Source organism: Hyphobacterium marinum, from assembly GCF_036330325.1.
In the GTDB taxonomy this organism is placed as follows: Bacteria; Pseudomonadota; Alphaproteobacteria; order Caulobacterales; family Maricaulaceae; genus Hyphobacterium; species Hyphobacterium marinum.
In genome coordinates, this window is sequence record NZ_JAZDRO010000003.1 from 150,432 (window position 1) to 166,765 (window position 16,334).

The 16,334-nt window shown below is 63.6% G+C and carries 15 protein-coding genes; 5 read left to right on the plus strand and 10 right to left on the minus strand.

Annotated features, from left to right (window positions below):
* Nucleotide 1 precedes the first annotated feature (1 nt).
* The 3 genes from V0U35_RS08470 to folK all read right to left on the minus strand — a co-directional run bounded on the left by V0U35_RS08470 (nt 2) and on the right by folK (nt 3,207).
* A complete protein-coding gene (locus V0U35_RS08470) occupies nt 2-2,233 on the minus strand; it encodes a RelA/SpoT family protein (RefSeq protein WP_330196263.1) in 2,232 nt (743 codons plus the stop codon).
* 6 nt (nt 2,234-2,239) lie between these two features.
* On the minus strand, nt 2,240-2,605 hold the full coding sequence (rpoZ, locus tag V0U35_RS14010) for a DNA-directed RNA polymerase subunit omega (RefSeq protein ID WP_373696391.1): 366 nt from the start codon (nt 2,603-2,605) through the stop codon (nt 2,240-2,242).
* 98 nt (nt 2,606-2,703) lie between these two features.
* The gene (gene folK, locus V0U35_RS08480; RefSeq protein ID WP_330196264.1) at nt 2,704-3,207 is read right to left on the minus strand and encodes a 2-amino-4-hydroxy-6-hydroxymethyldihydropteridine diphosphokinase; all 504 of its coding nucleotides are present in this window, start codon (nt 3,205-3,207) and stop codon (nt 2,704-2,706) included.
* A gap of 54 nt (nt 3,208-3,261) precedes the next feature.
* On the opposite strand from folK, the gene V0U35_RS08485 reads away from it, so the two are divergent.
* Both V0U35_RS08485 and V0U35_RS08490 read left to right on the plus strand, forming a co-directional pair.
* Complete coding sequence (locus V0U35_RS08485) at nt 3,262-3,819, plus strand: LabA-like NYN domain-containing protein (protein WP_330196265.1); 558 nt, start codon at nt 3,262-3,264, stop codon at nt 3,817-3,819.
* Between the two features lie 3 nt (nt 3,820-3,822).
* Nucleotides 3,823-4,479, plus strand: a complete 657-nt coding sequence (locus V0U35_RS08490) for a uracil-DNA glycosylase (protein ID WP_330196266.1) — start codon at nt 3,823-3,825, stop codon at nt 4,477-4,479.
* Here the strand turns inward: V0U35_RS08490 and smpB are convergent.
* Entirely contained in the window at nt 4,476-4,934 is a 459-nt protein-coding gene (smpB, locus tag V0U35_RS08495; protein WP_330196267.1) for an SsrA-binding protein SmpB, read from the minus strand. The genes V0U35_RS08490 and smpB overlap by 4 nt on opposite strands.
* Nucleotides 4,931-5,812 (minus strand): 4-hydroxy-tetrahydrodipicolinate synthase, encoded by an 882-nt coding sequence (dapA, locus tag V0U35_RS08500; RefSeq protein ID WP_330196268.1) that lies wholly within the window; start codon nt 5,810-5,812, stop codon nt 4,931-4,933. The genes smpB and dapA overlap by 4 nt, the downstream gene beginning before the upstream one ends.
* Nucleotides 5,813-5,960: 148 nt before the next feature.
* On the opposite strand from dapA, the gene V0U35_RS08505 reads away from it, so the two are divergent.
* On the plus strand, nt 5,961-7,991 hold the full coding sequence (locus tag V0U35_RS08505; RefSeq protein WP_330196269.1) for a lytic transglycosylase domain-containing protein: 2,031 nt from the start codon (nt 5,961-5,963) through the stop codon (nt 7,989-7,991).
* A gap of 307 nt (nt 7,992-8,298) precedes the next feature.
* On the opposite strand, the gene V0U35_RS08510 is transcribed toward V0U35_RS08505, so the two are convergent.
* Nucleotides 8,299-9,279, minus strand: a complete 981-nt coding sequence (locus V0U35_RS08510; RefSeq protein ID WP_330196270.1) for a threonine ammonia-lyase — start codon at nt 9,277-9,279, stop codon at nt 8,299-8,301.
* A 144-nt stretch (nt 9,280-9,423) separates the two neighbouring features.
* Here V0U35_RS08510 and V0U35_RS08515 point away from each other — a divergent pair, with 144 nt between their 5' ends.
* Both V0U35_RS08515 and V0U35_RS08520 read left to right on the plus strand, forming a co-directional pair.
* Nucleotides 9,424-11,067: a long-chain-fatty-acid--CoA ligase gene (locus tag V0U35_RS08515; protein ID WP_330196271.1), complete on the plus strand. Its 1,644-nt coding sequence runs from the start codon at nt 9,424-9,426 to the stop codon at nt 11,065-11,067.
* A 105-nt stretch (nt 11,068-11,172) separates the two neighbouring features.
* Nucleotides 11,173-11,358, plus strand: a complete 186-nt coding sequence (locus V0U35_RS08520) for a superinfection immunity protein (protein WP_330196272.1) — start codon at nt 11,173-11,175, stop codon at nt 11,356-11,358.
* A 4-nt stretch (nt 11,359-11,362) separates the two neighbouring features.
* On the opposite strand, the gene V0U35_RS08525 is transcribed toward V0U35_RS08520, so the two are convergent.
* From V0U35_RS08525 to V0U35_RS08540, 4 genes are all read right to left on the minus strand, one after another.
* Nucleotides 11,363-12,031, minus strand: a complete 669-nt coding sequence (locus V0U35_RS08525; RefSeq protein WP_330196273.1) for a nitroreductase family protein — start codon at nt 12,029-12,031, stop codon at nt 11,363-11,365.
* A gap of 1 nt (nt 12,032) precedes the next feature.
* Complete coding sequence (gene tdh, locus V0U35_RS08530; protein WP_330196274.1) at nt 12,033-13,070, minus strand: L-threonine 3-dehydrogenase; 1,038 nt, start codon at nt 13,068-13,070, stop codon at nt 12,033-12,035.
* Nucleotides 13,071-13,290: 220 nt separating this feature from the next.
* Entirely contained in the window at nt 13,291-14,508 is a 1,218-nt protein-coding gene (locus V0U35_RS08535) for a hypothetical protein (protein WP_330196275.1), read from the minus strand.
* 391 nt (nt 14,509-14,899) lie between these two features.
* Nucleotides 14,900-16,102, minus strand: a complete 1,203-nt coding sequence (locus V0U35_RS08540) for a glycine C-acetyltransferase (protein ID WP_330196276.1) — start codon at nt 16,100-16,102, stop codon at nt 14,900-14,902.
* Between the last annotated feature and the right edge of the window lie 232 nt (nt 16,103-16,334).

Consider the following 16,334-nt stretch of genomic DNA (forward strand, 5'->3'; position numbering starts at 1 on the left):
GTCAGGTCTGGCTGTCCTCATGGTCGAGCTTGGCGCGTTCGGCGTCGACGACGCTTTCGCACATTTTCAGGGCCGAAACGATGTTCGACAAATGGCGCGCGTCGAACACCTCGATGTCGAACTGCATCTCGAAGAAGTCCGGCTCGCGCTTGATGGTTTTCAGATTGGCGATATTGCCGCGATTCTCACCCACGGCGGTGGCGATCTCGGCCAGCACGCCCGGTTCGTTGTGCATGACAGCGCGGACCCGGCCGATGGAGACGGCATTGTGTTCCGCTTCCGGTGTCCAGCCCAGATCAATCCAGAGATCGGGATCGAAACTGTCAAAGTCCGACAGGGCCTCGCAATCTATCGTGTGGATGGTCACGCCCTTTTCAGGCTCCAGAAGACCGACAATGCGGTCGCCGGGGAGCGGGGAACAGCAAGCCGCAAAGTGCAGGGTCACGCCCTGGGTCAGACCACGCCCGCGCACATACAGCCGGGCCTTCTCGTCGCGGATCAGTTCGCGCTTGCTCGTGGTCTCTTCGCGATCATCCGTGCGCCCCGGGAATGCCGCATCGAGCAGGTCGGCGGTCGTGATCCGGCGGCGTCCAAGCGCGAGATAGAGATCACTGACCGAGCCAATTTCGAGCCGGTCGAGCGCTTCACCCAGATCCTCCTCGCGGAAGGTCTTGTCCTCGCGGCGGAAGGCATGTTCGGCCATGATCTTGCCGATGCGTTCGAATTCGTCGCGTTCGGATGACCGGATCAGGCGGCGGATGGCGGCGCGCGCCTTGCCGGTGATGACGAGATCTTCCCAGCCCGGTGGCGGCTGACGCACCCCGCCACGCAGAATGTGAACCACGTCGCCATTCTTCAATTGAGTGCGCAGCGGCCGGTCGCGGCCGTTGATCCGGGCACCCACGCAGGTGTGCCCCAACTCGGTATGGACCGCATAGGCAAAGTCGAGCGGCGTCGCCCCGGTCGGCAGCGCGATCAGCTCACCTTTCGGGGTGAAGGCGTAGACCTGATCGGCAAACATTTCGAGCTTGGCGTGCTCGAGGAATTCCTCCGGGTCGCCGCCCTGCTCCAGGATTTCCATGAAAGGCCGCAGGCGCTCCAGCGGATCACCGCCAGCCGCCTTGGCCGAGGCCGCGTCATAGCCATAGCTCTGGCCCTTGTAGCGCCAGTGCGCGGCGACACCGCTTTCGGCAATGTCCTCCATCTCCTCGGTACGGATCTGGAGTTCCACGCGCACGCTGTCCGGTCCGATCACGGTCGTATGCAGCGAGCGGTAATTGTTCGGCTTGGGCGTGGATATGAAATCGCGGAAGCGCTCCGGAACGCAGCGCCAGGTCTGGTGCACGACACCAAGCGCGCGATAACAATCGTCCGGCGTCGGCACGATGACGCGGAAGGCATAGATGTCCGCGATCTCGTCGAAGGTCTGGCCCTTGCGCTCCAGCTTGCGCCAGATCGAATAGGGCCGCTTTTCCCGCCCGAAGACGCGTGGCTCGATCCCGGCCAGCATCAGGCGCTGGCCGATGGCCTGGGACACGGTCGAGACCGCATCGGAATGCCGGTGCCGCAGGTCATTGAGGCGCGCGACGATGGACTCGTGCGCCGCCGGATTGAGATATTTGAACGAGAGGTCTTCCAGTTCCACGCAGATCCGGTTGATCCCCATCCGTCGGGCCAGAGGCGCGTAGATTTCGAGGGTTTCCCGCGCAATGCGCTCACGCTTTTCCACCTTGGGGATGTGGTGCAGCGTGCGCATATTGTGCAGGCGGTCAGCCAGCTTGACGATCAGCACGCGGATGTCGGTCGAGATGGCGACGATCAGCTTCTGCAGGTTTTCCGCCTGCTGGGTGCGTTTCGACGTCAGCTCCATCTTGCCGAGCTTGGTGACTCCATCGACCAGGTGGGCGATCTCCTCGGAGAATTTCTCCTTCAGCTCGCCAAGCGTGGCGGGCGTGTCCTCGACCGTGTCGTGCAGGAGGCCGGTGCAGATCGTCGCGGTATCCATGCGCAGTTCGGCGAGGTTCATCGCCACGTCGACGACATGGGTGTGGTAGGGCTCGCCGGAATAACGGGTCTGGGGCGCGTGCATTTCGCGCCCGAAATCATAGGCGCGGCGGATCAGGTCGGCATCCGCGCTCGGGTCATACTTGCGGACGCGGGCGATCAGGTCGTCCGCGCTGGTATACGCATGATCGGCGTGCAGGGTCTTCGCGGGGGTGCCGGCCGCGTTCAAACCGCTCTAGAAACGCGTGTCGGGCGCGCCGTCGCGGTCGCTCTGAAGCGCTTTGAGCATTTCCGCCTCGTCCGGCTCGGCCGTTTGCGGACGCGCTTCGATCGCCGCCACGACTTCGTCCGCAGCGTCTTCCTCTTCCTCGCTCGGCAGGACACGTTGCAGGCCGGAGACGAGGCTCTCGGTCAGGGCATCGAGGCCGATCTTGTCTTCCGCGATCTCGCGCAGGGACACGACCGGGTTCTTGTCATTGTCGCGGTCCAGCATCAGTTCGGACCCCGCCGAGATGTTGCGGGCGCGGTGGGCGGCCAGCAGAACCAGGCGGAAGCGGTTCGGGACTTTTTGGATGCAGTCTTCGACGGTGACGCGAGCCATGAGCCGGGCTCTCCTTTTTCTTTCGATAGCCGGAGGCTAAGAACCGGCGTAGTTACTCCGCCCTCGCCCGCACCGCAAGGGGTTGCGGCGGTGCAATATCAGCTATTTTCGAGCAGATGGAGTTTGGCCGCCTCTGCAGGAGCCAGACCCCTCACCAATTGATCGAGTGTCCGCCCCTCTCCCGGCTCCACCCAGTCCGGCGCAATGTCCTGTAACGGCAGAAGGACGAAGGCCCGTTCGGCAAGGCGCGGGTGCGGCAGGACGAGGCCGGCCTCGTCGAAAAAGAGGCCGCCGTAATCGAGGATATCGAGGTCGAGCGTGCGCGACGCATTCGGCACGCTGCGCTGGCGGCCATACTTTGTCTCGACCGCCTGCAACGCCTTCAGAAGCGCGCGCGGCTGAAGATCAGTCTCGACGCGCGCCACCGCGTTGACGTAAGCAGGGGCGGACGGATCGGGCCAGGCCGGTGAGCGCCAGAAGCGGGAGACCGCTGCGACGCGAACGCCGACCCCCGGCAAATCCGTCAGGGCCGCGCGCAAGACATCCTGCGGCGGCATGGTGTTGAAGGGCAGATTGCTGCCCAAGGCGATATAGATACCCACGAGGCCGTCCGCGCCTTGCTTTTTGAGTGACCATTCAATCCGGAGTTACAGACAATGACATTTTATCCCAATGACCGCATTGCCCTTTTCATCGATGGCGCGAACCTGTTTTCGACCTCCAAAGCGCTCGATTTCGACATCGATTACCGCAAGCTGCTCGACGAGTTCCGCAAGCGCGGTCGGCTGGTGCGCGCGAATTACTACACGGCGCTTCTCGAGCATGAGGATTACACGCCGCTGCGCCCGCTCGTCGACTGGCTCAACTATAACGGCTTCAACGTCGTCACGAAGCCGGCCAAAGACTATACCGACGACAGCGGCCGGCGCCGGGTGAAGGGCGACATGGATGTCGAGATTGCCGTCGATCTCCTCGAAATGGCCCCGCATCTCGATCACATCGTCCTCTTTACCGGCGACGGTGATTTCCGCGCCGCCGTGGAAGCCTGCCAGCGCAAGGGTGTGCGGGTGACAGTCGTCTCCTCGATGAAGGCCAGCCCGCCGATGATTTCCGACGATCTGCGCCGCCAGGCCGACAATTTCATTGATCTCGCTGACCTGCAGTCGCTCGTGGGCCGCGCCGCGCGCCCGCCGCGCGACGATGACGACAACTGATCCGTGACGGTAACCGCCCCGGCCGAACCGAAGCCGGACTGCCCGCTTTGCCCGCGCCTTGTTGCCTTCAGAAACGAGAATGAGCGGCAATATCCGGATTTCTTCAACGGAGCCGTCCCCTCATTCGGGCCGCAGGACGCACGCCTGCTGATCGTCGGGCTGGCCCCGGGCCTGAAAGGCGCGAACGCGACCGGGCGGCCCTTTACCGGCGATTATGCCGGCGACCTTCTCTACGCGACGCTACTGCGCCATGGCTTTGCTCAAGGAGACTATGCCGGCCATGCCGCCGACGGGCTCAAGCTTAAGGACACGATGATCACCAATGCGGTGCGTTGCGTCCCGCCGCAGAACAAGCCGGTCGGCGCGGAAATGAACGAATGCCGTCCCTTCCTGAAAGCCCGCATCGCCTCCCTGCCCCGGCTGACGGCGGTACTGGCGCTCGGGAAGATCGCCCACGACAACACGCTACGGGCGCTGGGTCAGCGGGTTGCGGCCGCGAAATTCGCCCATCGTGCAGCGGCGGATTTTGACGGACCGAATGGGAAAGTCCGGCTTTTCGACAGCTATCACTGCTCGCGTTACAACACGAATACGGGTCGTCTCACCGAAGCCATGTTCGATGATGTGTTTTTCGATATCTGTAAATTTCTAGGCTCTTAGCCGTATTTCTTCATCAAGCGCTGCTTGTCCCGATTCCAGTCGCGCTGCTTGACCGTCTCGCGCTTGTCGATCGTCTTCTTGCCCTTGGCGAGACCGATCTGGAGCTTGGCGAGGCCGCGACCGTTGAAGAAGAGCCGCAAGGGCACAATCGTGCGCCCTTCGCGCGCCACCGCCCCGATCAGCTTGTTGATCTCCTTGCGTTTCAGCAGGAGTTTGCGCTTGCGCCGCGGCTCATGATTGAAGCGGTTCGCCGGCCCGAAGGTCGGGATGTCGGCATTGACGAGAAAGATCTCGTCGCCTTCCGGCCCGGCATAAGCCTCGGCGACATTCGCCCGGCCTTCGCGCAGGGATTTGACCTCGCTGCCCTGCAGCGCAAGCCCCGCCTCGAACGTCTCCTCGATCTCGTAATCGAACCGCGCGCGGCGGTTGATGGCAACGGCCCCGTCCTTCCTCATGCCGAATACTCCAGACCGGCATGATCGAGCGCGGCGCGGATGGCGGCCTTCACCGTCTCGTCCGGCCCGGTCAGCGGCAGACGCAACTCGTCAGAACACAGTCCCATCAGCGACAGGGCGTATTTCGCCGGGCCGGGGCTGGGCGACAGGAAGAGCGCCTGGTGCAGCGGGTAGAGCTTGTCCTGAATGGCGCGGGCGTCATCGAGACGCCCCTCAAGGCTCGCCTCCTGCATCTGCGCGCACAAATCCGGCGCGACATTCGACGTCACCGAGATACACCCCTGCCCGCCATGGGCATTGTAGGCGATGGCCGTCGGGTCCTCGCCGGAAAGCTGGCAGAATTCGCCGGTTATCGCGATCCGGTAGGCACTGACCCGGCCGATATCACCGGTCGCATCCTTGACGCCCGCGACATTCTTCAGGGCTGCGATCCGCGCCATGGCGGGGGTCTGGATGTCGACGATGGAGCGGCCCGGAATGTTGTAGACGATGATCGGCAGATCGACGGCATCACTGACCGCCTTGAAATGGGCGAAAAGCCCGTCCTGACTGGGTTTGTTGTAATAGGGCGCGACGACGAGGCCCGCATCGGCACCGGCCTCCTTGGCGTAGCGCTGCATGGCAATCGTGCTGGCCGTGGCGTTCGACCCCGTCCCGGCGATGACAGGCACCCGGCCCGCCGCGATCTCGACCGTCAGCGCGATCAGGCGCTTCTTCTCGTCGGCTTCGAGCGTCGGGGATTCGCCGGTCGTGCCGCAGGGAACAAGCCCGTGCGTGCCCGCATTGATCTGACGTTCGGCGAGCGCGGCGAAGGCATCTTCGTCAACGGCACCATTCTTGAACGGAGTCACCAGTGCAGTCAGGGAACCGCGAAACATGGCCTGTCACCTTGCGTCATCAGAGATCGGGCGCGGACCATATCGCCCGCGCCGCGCCGGGCCAAGCGCTCCAGATCGCTGTGGACAGTTGCCCCGGTCCGGCCTCATGATGGGGACGGTTTCCGCCGCCAAAGGTCTGTTCTCACCCATGCTCGTGCGCGCTCTCGCCCTCGTCTGCGCCCTCCTTCTGCCCGTCTCGGCATTTGCCAACCCCGCGCCCCGGATCAAGCCGGACCGGCCCAACCATTCGCAATATCTCGATGATCACGACGCGGAAATGTTGCGTTCCGGGATGCGCGCGGCCTCCGACGGCGACTGGGCCGAGGTGCGCAGCTTTCGTCAGCGCCTCTCCGATCCGGTCGCCCGCAACATCCTGTTGTGGCGCATCGCGACGTCTGATGCCTCGGCCAGCTTCTTCGATCTCGATCTGGCCCTGACCGAGCTGGAAGGCTGGCCGCAATACACCAACATCCAGCGCGAAGCCGAGTTCAAGATCGGCACATCGGGCCTGACCGCCGCCTTCATCAATGGCTGGTTCCAGCTGCATCCGCCACTCTCCGGCGAAGGCAAGATCGCTTTTGGCGAAGCGCTGCTGGTGATGGGCCAGCGCAACGCCGGGGCCGAACAGATCCGCGATGCCTGGCGCAACCACTCCCTGCGCCTCTACCGCCAGCGCGAAGTCCTGGACTCGCACCGCTCCCTCCTGCGCCAGGAAGACCACCAGGCCCGCGTCGACATGCTGATCTGGACCAACCAGTATTCAGCGGCTCGCGGCGTCATCGGTGAACTCGATTCCGCCTGGCGCACACTCTCCAATGCCCGCATCGCGCTCGCCGGGCGCAGCGGCAATGTGAACGCTGCCGTCGCGGCCGTGCCCGCTTCGCTCTCCAATCACCCCGGGCTTGTCTATGAACGCGCCCGCTGGCGTCGCCGCGCCAATCTTGATGACGGCGCGCTGGAAATGCTGCGCGATCTGCCGGGCGAATATTATCTCGACAGCGCGCTGGAAGACATGTGGCTGGAGCGCCGTCTCGCCATCCTTAACCTCATTCGCGACCGGGATTACGCCACGGCCTACGAACTCGCCGCGGCCAACGGCATGTCGTCCGGAGCCGACTTTGCCGACGCCGAATTCGTCGCCGGGTGGCTGGCGCTGCGCTACCTTAACCGTCCGCAGGACGCGTTGCAGCACTTCACGCGCCTGGCCGAGGGTGTCTCCTATCCGGTCTCGGTTTCGCGCGGGCGCTACTGGCAGGGCCGCGCCGCCGAAGCCGCTGGGGATGCAACGGCCGCGCGCGGCTATTACGAGCAGGCCGCCGAGCACGGCACGACCTTCTACGGTCAGATGGCTATGGTCGAACTCGCCGGTGGCGAAACACCGATGTTCGATCTCCCGCCCCAGCCTGTCCCGACCGCCGAAGAGCGCGCCGCCTTTGAAAGCCGGCCCGTGACACGGGCGCTGCGCCTGCTCGCGGAAATGGACGAAGATTATTACTTCACCGTCTTCAGCTATCACCTCGACGACGAATTGGAGACGAGTGCGCAATCCCTCCTCCTGACCGAACTCGCCTATGACTATCTGCGCCGCCGACAGGCCGTGCGTGCCGCCAAGGCCGCCAGCTATCGCTGGAACATCCTTGCCGAGGCGTCCTACCCCGTAATCGACCTGCCGCGCAGCAGCACGGTCGCCCTGCCCGAACCGGCCCTCGTCCATGGCATCATCCGCCAGGAAACCGAATTCGACCCCGGCGCGGTCAGCGGTGCAGGCGCGCGCGGCATGATGCAGATGATGCCCGCGACAGCCCGGGCCACGGCAAGGCAGTTGGGCATGCCCTACCGGTTCGACTGGCTGACCTATGACGCGGAGTACAATATGCGGCTCGGCCAGCGCCATCTGCAGGACGTGATCAACGAGAATTACGGCTCCTATATCATCGCGCTCGCCGCCTATAACGCCGGCGGGCACCGCACCGACCGCTGGATCGAGGACTATGGCGATCCGCGCGCAGCCGGCGTCGACCCGATCGACTGGATCGAGAGCATCCCATTTTCCGAGACCCGCAACTATGTCCAGCGGGTCATCGAGAATACGCAGGTCTATCGCTGGCGGCTGAACAACAACCAGCCGGTGCCGCTGACAATCCTGGAAGACATCAACCGGGGTTCTCCGAACTTCTGATGTGGCTTTTCCAATTCGGCCCTTGGACTTGATCCATGGGCCCCGTAATTCCCTCTCCCCTTTCCCAAGGGGAGAGGGTCAGGGTGAGGGGTTGGCAGAAGGTTTTCGTCAAGCCCTGCTGGACCCCCTCACCTCAATCCTCTCCCCCAAGGGGGAGAGGAAGTAGCGGTCACCGCAAAAAACTATAAGATTTGTCATCCCGGACGCGAAGCGATCCGGGACCTGAAACCTTGTCACGCTCTATGTTCAAGGTCCCGGCTTGCCCCTTCGGGTCAGCCGGGATGACACCCGTAGAGACGTTTAAACCTCAGGCCCGCTCCAGCGCCCGCTTGAAAATCGCCGGATCGACATTGCCGCCCGTCAGGATGGCGATGGCCGTGCGGCCGTCCAGCGCAACTTTGCCAGCGAGAAGCGCTGCCAGCGATGACACCCCGCCAGGCTCGCCGACCAGTTTCAGGTGCGAGAAGGCGAACGCCATCGCGTCGAGCGTCTCGTCATCAGTGACGGACACGGCTCCGGCGAGCTGGTCCCTGTTGAGCGGGAAGGTGAGCTTGCCCGGCGCGGGCGTCATGATGGCGTCCTGAATCGAGCCGGTCTGGCGGTTGTTGGACAGGCGCTTTCCGGCTTCAAGCGAGCGCGCATGATCGTCGAATCCGTCTGGCTCGACCGCCCAGATTTCAGTCTTTGGGAAGTGATGCAGGACCGCGAGCCCGGTCCCGGCGATCAGCCCGCCCCCGCCGGCACCGCACAGGAGCAGATCCGGTGTAATGCCTTGCGCGGCACAATCCTGCGCGATTTCCAGCCCGCACGTGCCCTGCCCGGCGATGATGAACGGGTCGTCGAAGGACGGGACCAGCGTCGCGCCATTGTCCTCGACCAGTTCGCTGGCGATGGCTTCGCGGTCACCGGTCTCGCGGTCATAGCTGATGATCTCCGCGCCATAGCGCAGCACGCCGGCAACCTTCACCTGGGGCGCATCGGTCGGTATGACGATAACAGCAGGGATGCCCAGAAGATGCGCGGCAAGCGCGACGCCCTGCGCGTGATTGCCGGAAGAAAACGCCACAACGCCGGTCTTGCGCTCGGCGGCTGTCATCCTGGAGAGTCGGTTATAGGCCCCGCGAAACTTGAAGGATCCCGTGCGCTGGAGCACTTCCGGCTTGATCAGCACCCGTCCGCCCAGGCGTTCGTTAAGAACCGACGATTCCAGCAGGGGCGTGCGGACCGCATGGCCCTCCAGCTGGCGGCCAGCCGACAGGACATCCTCGTAACCGGGCAGTTCACTCATCGGCCTACACTCACTCCCTTGCAGCTAAAACGCCGCCTTGCCTCAGAAATCGCCCGCAAAATCGTTGCACTTCCGGGCCATCCCGCGTTTCATAAGCGAAATCGCCCAAAGCGGCGACGCGATAAAACGGGGAGTGAAGTAAAAATGCTGATGCGTGGCGAAATGATGGACATGCCCTTGATGATTTCGGGCATTCTGCAGCATGCGGCCCGGTGTCATGGCGACCGCGAAATCGTCACGCGCCTGCCCGAGTCGGGCGCGATCCACCGCTATGGCTATGCCGATGCCCATGACCGCTCGCGCCAGCTGGCCAATGCGCTCACCAAGTCGCTGAAAATCAAGGAATCCGACCGGGTCGCGACCATCGCCTGGAACTCGCACCGGCATTTCGAACTCTACTACGCTGTATCCGGCGTCGGTGCAGTGATCCACACCGTCAATCCGCGCCTCGACCCCGCCCAGATTATCTGGATGCTGGAACACGCCAAGGCGCGCGCCGTCTTCTTCGACACCACGTTCGCGCCGCTGGTCGATGGAATCGCGAAACACTGCAAGAGCGTGAAGAACTGGGTGCTGATGGCCGGCACTGAACACACCGGCGCGGTGCAGACCAAGTGCAAGTCCTACGAGGACCTGATCGGTGCCCACAAGGCCGATTATGAATGGCCGGTCTTCGACGAGAATTCCGCCGCCGGGCTCTGCTACACGTCCGGCACGACCGGCGATCCGAAGGGCGTCCTTTATTCGCACCGCTCGACCGTCCTGCATGCCATGGCCAGCTGTGCCACCGACGTGATCGGCGTTGGGTCACGCGGTACACTGATGCCGGTCGTGCCGATGTTCCACGTCAATGCCTGGGGCATCCCCTACGCCACGCCGATGACCGGCGCAAAACTGGTCATGCCAGGCGCACGGCTTGACGGCGAAGGCCTGCACGAGCTGATCGAATCGGAAAACGTCAGCTATGTCGCCGGCGTCCCGACAGTCTGGCTCGGCCTGTTGCAGTATCTGCGCGAAAACAACAAGCGCATCGATTCCGTCGAACGCGTCCTGATTGGCGGCTCCGCCCTGCCCGAAGCGCTGTTACGGGCCTATGAGAGCGAATATGGCGTCACGATGCAGCAGGGCTGGGGCATGACCGAGATGAGCCCGCTCGGCACGGTCAGTGCACTTCTGCCCAAGCACGAAGGCCTGCCCGACGACGAGATCGTCAAGGTCAAGCTCAAACAGGGCCGCCTCGTCTATGGCGTCGAGATGCGCATTGTCGACGACGAAGGGACCGAACTGCCCTGGGACGGCGAAACCAGCGGTCACGTCCACGTGCGGGGGCCGTGGATCGCCAAGAGCTATTACCGCGGTGCCGGCGCAGAGAGCTTCACGGACGATGGCTGGTTCAAGACCGGTGACGTCGCCTATCTGGACAGTGACGGCTACATGACCATCACCGACCGCTCCAAGGATGTGATCAAGACCGGCGGCGAATGGGTCTCCTCCATCGACCTGGAAAACGCGGCCATGGGCCACCCGCATGTCGGCATGGCCGCCGTCATCGGCAAATATCACCCGAAATGGCAGGAGCGCCCGCTCCTCATCGTCCAGCCCGTTCCGGGCGTCGAACCTGATGGCGCGTCTATCCGCGAATACCTCGCCGGCAAAGTGCCGAAACTCTGGGTGCCGGACGACGTGGTCTTCATCGACGAGATGCCGATCGGCGCGACGGGCAAGATCCTGAAGACCAAGCTGCGGGACATGTTCCGGGACTATCAGTTCCCGAACGCGGAGGAGTAGCGGACGAGGGGGACGCAGTCCCGCACAATCCCCCTGCCCGGTCATTGCGCACCACAATGAACAGCCCTAGTTTCTTATCGAAATTCGATAAGGAGACTCTGAGCCATGGAAGCCCTGCTCGTCGGCATCGTGATGTATTTCATTCCTGCGCTGATCGCGCTGGTCCGGGGACACCACAACGCCTTTGCGATCTTCCTGACCAATCTGATCTTCGGCTGGACCGTCATCGGCTGGCTGGTGACGCTGATCTGGTCGGTCACGGCATCTGACCGCCGCGTGCGCGAGGCCTGAGCCTCTAGAGCCAGGTCGTGATGTCGTCGAGCGACTTCTTGACCAGCGCGTGTTCAGGCACGCTTGCGCCCTCGGCCGGATAGCCCGCGACGATCAGCATGTAGGGCTTTTCGTCGGACGGCCGCCCGCAGATCTCTGTGAGGAAGGTCATCGGGTTGGGCGTATGGGTCAGCGTAGCGAGCCCGGCCCGGTGCAACGCGGTCAGCAGCATGCCGCAGGCAATGCCGACGCTTTCCGCGACATAGTAATTCTTCTTCGTTTCCCCGACCGTCACCCCGCCCCGGCGCTGCGCGAAGACGGCGATCAGCCATGGCGCGGTTTCGAGATAGGGCTTGTGATCATCGGTCCCGAGCGGTTCGAGCGCATCGAGCCATTCCTGGCTCGCCTTGCCTTCGTAGAATGCCTTTTCCTCCGCTTCGGCGGCCGCCCGCAACTTGGTGCGGATCTCGCCTGGACGGATGGCGACGAAATGCCAGGGCTGGTGATTGGCCCCGGACGGCGCGGTCCCGGCCGCCCGGATCGCGTTCGCGACAATCTCGCGCGGCACGTCGCGGTCTGAGAAATCCCGGACCGTGCGGCGGCGCTTGATATCCTCGTAGAAGGCCAGCGCTTCGGCGCGCATCTGGTCTTCAGGCTTTTCGGTGAAGTCGAGCGGGACGGTCTTGGGCGGCATATCAGGCCGCCGTCCAGTCCAGAACCACCTTGCCGGACTTGCCCGAGCGCATGGCGTCGAAGCCTTGCTGAAATTCCGATACGGGCAACTGGTGCGTGATGATGCCCGACACGTCGAGGCCCGACTGGAGCATGGCGATCATTTTGTACCAGGTCTCGAACATCTCCCGGCCATAGACACCTTTCACGGTCAGCGCCTTGAAGATGATCTCGGCGAAATTGATCGTGTAGGCCTTGGCCGGCGTGCCGAGCATGGCGATCTTGCCGCCCATCACCATGGCGTTGATCATCTGCTGGAAGGCCGGTTGCGCGCCGGACATCTCAAGGCCCACGTCGAACCCTTCCCGCATTTTCAGGCCGTCCATCACATCCCGCAGATCCCTCTTGGACGTATCGACCGGTGTAAGGTGCGGCACGACTTTCTCGGCCAGTTTCAGCCGATCCGGATTGATATCGGTCAGGACGACATGACGTGCCCCGGCGTGGCGGGCGACGGCCGCCGCCATGATGCCGATCGGACCCGCGCCGGTGACGAGCACGTCCTCGCCGACGAGATCGAATTGCAGCGCGGTGTGGACCGCATTGCCGAGCGGATCGAGGATCGCGCCGAGCTCATCCGGCACATCATCGGGCAGTTCCACGACGTTGAACGCGGGCAATTTCAGATATTCGGCGAAGGCCCCGGGAATGTTGACGCCGATGCCCTTGGTGTCCGGGTCGAGGTGGAATTTCCCCGCCCGCGCCGCGCGCGACTTGCCGCCGATGACATGGCCTTCACCCGACACGCGCTGGCCGACCTTGATCCGGGTCACGTCCGAACCGACCGCTTCGACAACGCCGGCATATTCGTGCCCCACGACCATCGGAGTCGGAATTTCCTTCGCGGCCCAGTCATCCCAGTTGTAAATGTGGATGTCGGTGCCGCAGATCGCCGTCTTGTTGATCCTGATCAGCACATCGTCCGGCCCGATTTCGGGCATCGGCGCGTCCTCGATCATCCAGATGCCTTCTTCGGGCTTCAGCTTGGACAGGGCTTTCATGATGGCGCGCAACTCCGGCAGCGAATTCGACGCCTGCCATAGCGAGTTTTTTCGCCCGCGTCATGGGGGCAAAGCAAGGCGTCATGCCCCGGCTGGGCCGGGGCATCTCTTGGTAGCTGGGCTCACCCCACCCTGAGGGCTGGCGCCCTCCTCCCTCCCCTCAAGGGGAGGGTTGGGGTGGGGTGCCAATTCCTCCCCCGCAGCCGGGGGAGGAAAACGGTCAGCCCACCACCCCGCTCGCCGGCGGGAAGAGGCGCGCGAGCGGTCCCGACCGCGGGAACGGGGCGAGCAGCACGCTGCGCACGGGGTTCCACGCCGCACCGAGCAGGACGACGATCCCGCCAAGCACCAGCAGCGTCACCGCAATCACCCCGCCGACGCCGAGGCCCGACGCGTTGACGATGACGCCGATGGAGATGCCTGCCGTCAACAGGCCCGACACGATGAGCGCCCGGCGATTGATCAGCAGCGACACCAGCGCAAAGATCGCGATCACGGTCAACGCAACGATGGCCAGCTGCGTGGCATTGCCATTGTCCGCGGCCAAGGCAGCCAGAAGGTTGGTGTTTTCCGGATTGGCGAAATCCGCCTCGTCGAACGTCCAGCCCAGCCGCGTCACATTGAGGACCGCGCTCAACAGGATCGGCGCGGCGAAGAAATGCAGCCAGAAAGCCGTTCCGGCGAGCCGGGTTTCCCGGCCCGGGTCACGCATGTCGAAAACGATACCGGCCAGCAATAGCGCCCCGCCCGCGGCCACCATCACGGACGGCAGGTAAATGCCGGTCGTGTAGGGATCGAGGGTGAAGAGGGTCAACACCGCCGTGGCGGCGAGGCCGACGCCCACCAGACCGCCCGCGAACGGCAGGCGGAAAGCGGTGTAATAAAGGATGGCCGGAACCAGCGCACTCAGGCCGATTACGACCGGCAGGATGCGTAACGAAATGGGTAGCTGGGCCAGACCCGCCTGCACGGCCTCGCGCCCGAACTCCATGTCGTCCATGCCATTGAAGCGGCTTTCCAGCATCGCCTCATTGATCCCGAGACCGTGGATCAGGAACTGGGCATAGCCCCAGACCAGCACAATGGCCGCCGCGCCGATGAAACCGGCCGACAGGACGATGCCGGGCAGGATGCGCCGCTGGCGTCCAACAAGGATGGCCGAAATCCCCCACAGCACGACGGCGATACCGGCGATGAGGCCGATCAGCGTCGCCTGCCAGGAGAAGCTCTCCTCGGTAAATTCGAGGCCGGACATGATCTGTCCTGCGCCGACAACCAGGCCGGCCATCAGGATGACGACGCCGAGCGTGGTGAAGATGTCGTGGAAATTGTTCAGGAAGGGCAGCATCTCGTCAGACGGACGTGCGCTGCTGGCAGACAGGCTGCCTTCGTCTCGGGCAGCCGCAGCCGCCGCGTCATTGCGTGGTGTGTCGTTCATAACAGTTTCTCCCCGTTCTTGCCCCGAGCACACCTAACGATGCGCACCGCGGGGCAAAAGGATGCAAAACCCTCTTCCCAGGGGAGAAACTTACACGAGATTCGACCGGGATTGTGGCAGGGGGCGAATTGTTTGGCCGAGGAGCGAGGTCGCCCATCCTTCGAGGCCCGCTAACGCGGGCACCTCAGGATGAGGGGGATAGAATGCACAAACCGTCCTCATGCTGAGGTGCGAGGTGCAGGCGAGCCTCGAAGCACGCAGTTACTCTCAACCCGCGTCATGCCCCGGCTTGTCCGGGGCATCTCAGTGCTAACAGGAGATCACCCGGACAAGCCAGGTGATGGCGCACCTATTCCGTTTTCCCGGCGGAAGCCGGGAGCCAGTCCAGTGTCTAGATAACCCCGAGCTTCTTGCCGACCTTGGTAAAGGCCGCCACAGCGCGGTCGATCTGTTCGGGCGTGTGGGCCGCGCTCATCTGGGTGCGGATGCGGGCCTTGCCCTTTGGCACGACCGGATAGAAGAAGCCGATCACATAGACGCCTTCTTCCATCAGCATCGACGCCATGTCTTGGGAGAGTTTTGCATCGCCCAGCATGACCGGGATGATCGGGTGTTCACCCGGCAAAAGATCGAACCCGGCCTCGCTCATGCCTTTGCGGAAGCGCTTGGCGTTATCGAACAGGCGCGCGCGCAAATCGTCGCCCTCGGCAACCATTTTCAGCGCTTTCAGGCTCGCCCCCGCTATAGCGGGCGCGAGCGAGTTGGAGAAGAGATAGGGCCGTGACCGCTGGCGCAGGAGGTCCACGACTTCCTGCCTGGCCGCCGTAAAGCCGCCCATCGCCCCGCCAAGCGCCTTGCCGAGTGTGCCGGTGATGATGTCGACCCGGCCCATCACGCCGCAATGTTCCGGCGTTCCGCGCCCCTTCGCGCCCATGAAACCATGCGCGTGGCAATCATCGACCATGACCATCGCGCCATAGCGGTCGGCGAGATCGCAAATGTCCTTCAGTTTCGCGATATAGCCGTCCATCGAGAAGACGCCGTCAGTAACGATCAGCTTGTGGCGCGAACCGGCCGCGTCGGCGGCTTTCAGCTGGGTTTCCAGATCGTCCATGTCGGAATTCGCGTAACGGAAACGCTTCGCTTTGCACAGGCGCACGCCGTCGATGATGGAGGCGTGGTTGAGCGCATCGGAAATGATCGCGTCCTCGGCATCCAGAAGCGGCTCGAACACCCCGCCATTGGCGTCGAAGGCCGCCGCATAGAGGATGGCGTCTTCCTGGCCGGTAAAGTCGGCAATCGCCTTTTCCAGCTCGCGGTGAACGGTCTGCGTCCCGCAGATGAAGCGCACCGAGGCGACGCCATAGCCGAATTCGTCAAGCGCATCCTTGGCCGCGCGGATCAATTCCGGTCGGTTGGCGAGACCCAGGTAATTGTTGGCGCAGAAATTGATGACGTGATCCTCGCCCGCCTCGCGCAACACGTCGATCTCGGAAAATTGCTGGGAGGCGATGACCCGTTCCCGCTTGTAGAGGCCGTCCGCCTCGATCTCTTCCAGCGTGCGGCGCAGATGGGCGTAAAAAGCGTCGGACATGGGGCGCGGCCTCTTCGTGTTGGTTGATCGGTTCGGGGATAGCCGAGCCCGCCGCGCCGGGCAATCGGGCACGCCGCGTGCGAGCCATTCGCAACAGGCAAAAATAACGCCCTTTTACGGTCAAAAGGCTTGGCAACGCCCCCCTCTCCCGTCCTAAGCTGACCCTTCGCGCCGGGACCCGCCCGGTGCCGCATAAGGGGCAAGGGGCCGGTGTCTGGACACCGCCCGTCAG